3 protein-coding genes and 1 tRNA gene are annotated in these 5,294 nt (G+C 59.8%); all 4 read right to left on the bottom strand.

Translation table 11 applies throughout. From position 1 onward, the window contains the following. Positions 1 to 234: 234 nt before the first annotated feature. Complete coding sequence (locus ABYO54_RS13625; RefSeq protein WP_372808797.1) at positions 235 to 1,194, bottom strand: alpha/beta hydrolase; 960 nt, start codon at positions 1,192 to 1,194, stop codon at positions 235 to 237. Positions 1,195 to 1,199: 5 nt separating this feature from the next. Beyond that, positions 1,200 to 3,083 (bottom strand): sulfatase-like hydrolase/transferase, encoded by a 1,884-nt coding sequence (locus tag ABYO54_RS13620; RefSeq protein WP_372808796.1) that lies wholly within the window; start codon positions 3,081 to 3,083, stop codon positions 1,200 to 1,202. Between the two features lie 102 nt (positions 3,084 to 3,185). Then, positions 3,186 to 4,562: an alpha-L-fucosidase gene (locus ABYO54_RS13615; protein ID WP_372808795.1), complete on the bottom strand. Its 1,377-nt coding sequence runs from the start codon at positions 4,560 to 4,562 to the stop codon at positions 3,186 to 3,188. Between the two features lie 247 nt (positions 4,563 to 4,809). Beyond that, positions 4,810 to 4,885, bottom strand: a tRNA-Phe gene (locus ABYO54_RS13610). Between the last annotated feature and the right edge of the window lie 409 nt (positions 4,886 to 5,294).

Below are 5,294 nucleotides of genomic sequence, written 5' to 3'. Positions count from 1 at the left end.
GGATCGGAATCCGGCGCTACGGAACAGCCGGCGGGCCGCTTCGACCCCGATTCCCCGAACGGCTGAAAGGTCTCCTTCGTCAACCGTTTCGGCCCTACAATCCGCCGCAATTCCGTCACGGCAATGGGTGGGTCCATTGAGGTTCGGGTGTGGAGGCGCACGGGCTCCGTGTCTGGGACGCAGGGCCTGCGACCCGCCAATAGCAACAGACGGTCGGCCGGCGGGTTCCCGTTGTTATTCCGAGTCGAAAGAGAGATTGGGATATAGGCTTTTCATCCAGGCGACAAAGTCGCCGGGCCATTGCATGGAATCGGTTCCTTCGCGCCCCAACCCAAAACCGTGCCCCCCCTTTTCATAGAGCTTCAGTTCGGTTGCCACGCCATGGGCCAGCAAGGCCTCATGCATGAGGACGCTGTTTTGATATTTCACGGTGGCATCATCTTTGGCATGAGCCAGGAAGGTGGGAGGCGTCTGTTTCGTGACATTCAGCTCGCAGGACATTTCGGGCACCTGTTGCTTGCTCAACCGGGGATCGACCGGCGAACGGGAACACCCGTGGGCAATCCCCTTGCGCGTCGTGATGACCGGGAAAACCAACCCCATGAAATCGGGACGGGAATCGACCTTGGAAACCGCATCGTTGCCGAAGGAATATTTCCCGAACAGGGTTCCTGCCGTGGCCGCCAGATGGCCGCCCGCCGAAAAGCCCATGAGACCGATCGCTTGCGGATCCACCCCAAAGTCGGCCGCATGAAACCGCACCCATTGAACCGCCCGCAGCGCATCGGACATGGGAATCGGATGCTTAAACCCAGCCCCTTTGGTCGAAGGCAAACGGTATTTCAGAACAAACGCCGTAATTCCCGCCTCGTTCAACCGTTCGGCAATCGGATAGCCCGCGAGCCCGGTGGCGATAATGGTATATCCCCCGCCCGGACAGATCACCACCGCCGTACCGTTGGGTTTCGCCGGGCGGAAGACCGTCAGACTCGGGTTGTGGACATCCTTAACGACCTCGAAGTCTTTGGGGACGATCGTTTCCGGAATATCGGGGTTCACTTTCTCCGTACCGGCGGGCCACAGCATCACCACCGATTTATGCGGAAACGCCTGGGTCTGCGCCGCGCCCTGCGCGAAACCGCCCGGCACCATAAAGAAACCCAGCAACAGCGATAGCGCCATCATCCGTTTCATCGAACTTATTCTCCCGATCCGTACAGATCGATTTCGGCAACGGCGGCAAACTTGCCGTTGGCGCTGCCGAGCGTTTTGAGTTTGATATAGCGCGCCTTGACCGGAGCAAAGGCCACCACCCCATTGAATGGCGGTTCCGCAAACGTCGGCGCAGCGACTTTCTTGAACGACTTCAGATCGGTGGAAACATAAACCTCATATCCGGAGAGGGTTCCGGTTCCAACTCCGTCGTTGCGGGCAAGGCAGCCCAGCCCGTCGATTTCAACCGGTTGCCCGAGATCAATCACCAGCTCATGGGGATGCGGCACGTTTGACGGCTTGAACTGCGAGTGCCACCAGGTGCCGGGATTGCCATCGATCGCCATCGCGGCCGTGCGGCCGTTATGGGCCGACTCGCTACTGACCGACACCACCTTCCAGCCCTGCTTGGCCAGCTTGCGGCCGGCGGGTTTGCGGTTGTCGAAATAGACGGTCTTGCCCTTTTTGGCGGATGCTTTCCCGGCGGAGGCCTTCGGCTTGCCGAAGACGAATTCCTCGGAAGGCACATGGGCCTTGCGCATCAGCATTTTGAATTCGGCGACTTTTTCGGGATAGTCGGCGGCGAGATCGTGCTCCTGGGCGAGGTCGGCGGCAAGGTTGTAGAGCTCGACGCGGTCGAGGTCGGGGTCGTCACCGGTCGTTTTTTCCTGCAGGGCCACCCAGTCGCCCATGCGCAGCCCGCGTTTGTCGGGGCGATGGAGCTCGAAGTAGACATATTGGTGCTTGGGCTGGTTGGCGGCGTCGCCCTTGAGCAGCGGCACATAGCTGATGCCGTCGATCTTCGGCGGCGGCTCAACGCCGGCCAGCTCGCAGGCGGTCGGCATCAGGTCCCAATGGGCGCCGATGTGTTTGCTCGTTTGCCCGGGGGCGATCACGCCCGGCCACCAGGCCACGAACGGCACGCGGATGCCGCCTTCGTACATGTTGCGCTTGATGCCGCGCAACGGACCGTTGTCATCGAAAAAGTCGGGTTTGGCGCCGCCTTCGCTGTGCGGGCCGTTATCGCTGGTGAACACCACCAGCGTGCGCTCGTCGATCTCCAGCTCCTGGAGCAGATCCAGGATGCCGCCGACATCCTGATCCATCAGCGAGATCATGCCAGCATGGATCTTCTGCTTTTCGGGCCAGTTTTTGTTGCGGTACATCGTGTAGCACGGCTCATCCGGCGGGATCTCTATATTGGAGTGCGGGATGGTATAGGCCAGGTAGAGAAAGAACGGGTGGTCTTTGTTTTCGGTAATGAACGAGCGCGCCTCGCGGGTCAGGAAATAATGGCTATACCCCTCGGCGGTGCCTTTTTTGCCCAGCTCGACGACCTCCCGGTTCCGCCAGACCCAGCCGGGATAATATTGGTGCGCATGGCGCTGGCAATTGTAGCCCGCAAAGAAATCGAAACCCTGCTTCAGCGGATCGCCCTCGCTCGCGGGATAGCCGAGGCCCCACTTGCCCACCAGCCCGGTGGCATAGCCCGCCTCCCGCATCTTTTCGGCAACGGTGATGGTTTCGGCGGGAATCGGCAGCTGGCCGTTCTCCTGCGGATTGGCGGACTTGATTTCGTGGTTCCCGCGAATGTAGGTGTGCCCGACGTGCTGCCCGGTCATCAGCGCGCAGCGCGACGGCGCGCAGACGGCGGTTCCGCTGTAATAATCGGTCAGCAGCAGCCCCTCCTTGGCCATCCGGTCGATCCGCGGCGTTTGGATCATCTTTTGGCCGTAGGCGCCGATCTGGCCATAGCCGAGATCGTCGCACATGATGAAGATGATGTTGGGTTTTACCGGCTCGGCGGAAGCAACGGCGCCGAATCCCAGCGCCGCGCTTGCGAGCACCATGCTGCCTACGATTTTTTTCATTGTCGGTTCCATCGGATTACACGAAGCCGGGCTTCGTTGGTTTGGTTGTTTATTCGCCGCGACCAAACGGCGCAAAGAGCCGTTCGGTCGTCGCACGAAGGGTTAGTCGTGTTCCAAAACGATCACGGATGCGATCGCGTCGGGCGCCTTGGCGGGCAGCGCAAGGGCCAGACCATCGGCGGTCTTTTCAACGCGCAGGCCGGCTTTCTTTCCGTCCGCGAGCAAATAGGCCTTGGTGACATTGAGATTGCCCGAAGCCACCGCAAGCGTGCCCGCTGCGGGCCAATCGAAGACATGCGCATAGAGCCGATGCGGCTTGGCCGTATAGCGACCCCACGCCGGCTTTTCGAAGGGGCTGGCGACGGTTCCATAGATGGCGTCGCCGTTGACATCCATCCACGCGCCGATGGCCTTCATGCGCTCGATGCTTTCCGGCGGGATGGTTCCATCCGCCTTGGGGCCGATATTCAAGAGATAGTTTCCGCCCTTGGAGACGACATCGACGAGGTTTTGAATCAGCACCTTGGAGGACTTCCAGTTGTGGTCGAATTGATTGAAGCCCCAGCCCGTGTTCATCGTCATGCAGGTTTCCCAGTCGACGCCGTCCATGCCGGTGTCCGGGATGTGCTGCTCGGGCGTGGTAAAGTCGCCGCGCTCGGAGCTCCATTCCTTCAGCAGGCCGGAATTCCCGCCGATAAAAGAGGCCTTGGCGGCGTAAAGGCGGTCGTTCATGAGAATGTTCGGCTGGTGCTTGCGGACCAGCGCCATCAGCTCCTTGGCGCGCCAGCTCTCGCCTTGGCAGTTCGGTTTGCTGAAATCCCACCAGATGACGTCGATGGGGCCGTATCCGGTCACGATTTCCTCGACTTGCTTGTGGAGGTAATCCACGTAAACGGAATTGTCGCGCCCCTCGTTCGTCACGCCTTTGACGGTCGGCAGACCGAATCCTGCATAGGCCTGCGGGTGGTGCCAGTCGATAACCGAGTGATAGGCGCCGACCTTGAGGCCTTCGGCCTTGGTTGCGTCGACAATCTCCTTAAACAGGTCGCGTCCGCAGGCGTCCATTGCATCGAACGTGGTTTGCTTGCTGTCGTGCAGCGCGAAACCTTCGTGGTGCTTGCTGGTAAAGACGAGGTATTTGCACCCCGCCATCTTGGCGGTCTTCGCCCATTCCTCGGCAAAGCCATCCTTGGGCTTGAACTGCGGAACCAACGCCTTCTCGTAGACGTCGGCCGGGATGTTGGCCCGCTTCTGAATCCATTCCAGGCCGCCCTTTTCCCATTTATTCCCGTTCCATTCACCCGCCGGAATGCTGTACAGCCCCCAGTGGACAAACATGCCGAAGCGCGCCTCCCGCCACCACGCCATGCGCGCATCGCGCTCTTGCGAGGACTCCACCTTGACGTGCCGCTGCTCGGCCGCCCTCAGGCCGCCGGCAGAGAACAGAACCACGGTCGTTGCCATTATCAGTTTTTTCATGCGTATCCTTTGCATTTTGTTATTCAACCCAGAGTTTGTGCATTCATTATGCATTTTCGAGCGGCCGGTCCAACCATCGGACCCGCAAAAAAAGCGGGGGCCGGTTATTCCCGTCGCCGGAGCGCAACGGATGCGAAGGGCAAAGCAAGCCGATAGGAAGACGCGATCCAACCGTCGAGATTGGACAACGGGGCCGCGGCAGGGCGCACAAAAAAAGCCCTAACTCGTTAAGAGAAAGGGCTTAAAGTGGTGGCGACTCCCAGAGTTGAACTGGGGACACGCGGATTTTCAATCCGCTGCTCTACCAACTGAGCTAAGTCGCCGTCCTGTAAAGGAAGCGCGTAGTATACGGATCGGCCTCGATGCGTCAACCGATTTGATGCAAAAAAATAATACGGGACCGCCGGCCTTGCGGACCGCGGCGACTCGACCGCTGAAGCATTGGCTTTTCAACAAAGCAATTGCGCGGATCAAGGGCGCCAAAAACCGCGCTCCGGGCCCCATTAAAAAAATGATTTTCGCCGCGATGGGAATCCGGAGGATTGGAGTGACCGAAGGGAGCGGCAACCGCGATGCACGCCCATGGGCAACGCGAAATGATAATTTCCTCAGGAAATAGTGACCAACGGGAATGGTTCACGGCGGCACTACGGATTCCTTGCGTCCAACGCCCGCACCGGGCTCGCCAGGATCCGCGAACTCATCTACGCGCTCTACGAGATCCTCGTCGAG

This window comes from Pontiella sp. (genome assembly GCF_041622395.1).
GTDB lineage: Bacteria > Verrucomicrobiota > Kiritimatiellia > Kiritimatiellales > Pontiellaceae > Pontiella.
The sequence above is the reverse complement of the archived record's forward strand: the minus strand, read 5'-3'. Positions and strand labels throughout refer to the sequence as shown.

Excerpts from the sequence above, each read along its gene's own strand:
- ABYO54_RS13625 (WP_372808797.1), bottom strand. The coding sequence starts at position 1,194 with ATGAAACGGATGATGGCGCTATCGCTGTTGCTGGGTTTCTTTATGGTG.
- ABYO54_RS13620 (WP_372808796.1), bottom strand. The coding sequence starts at position 3,083 with ATGAAAAAAATCGTAGGCAGCATGGTGCTCGCAAGCGCGGCGCTGGGA.
- ABYO54_RS13615 (WP_372808795.1), bottom strand. The coding sequence starts at position 4,562 with ATGAAAAAACTGATAATGGCAACGACCGTGGTTCTGTTCTCTGCCGGC.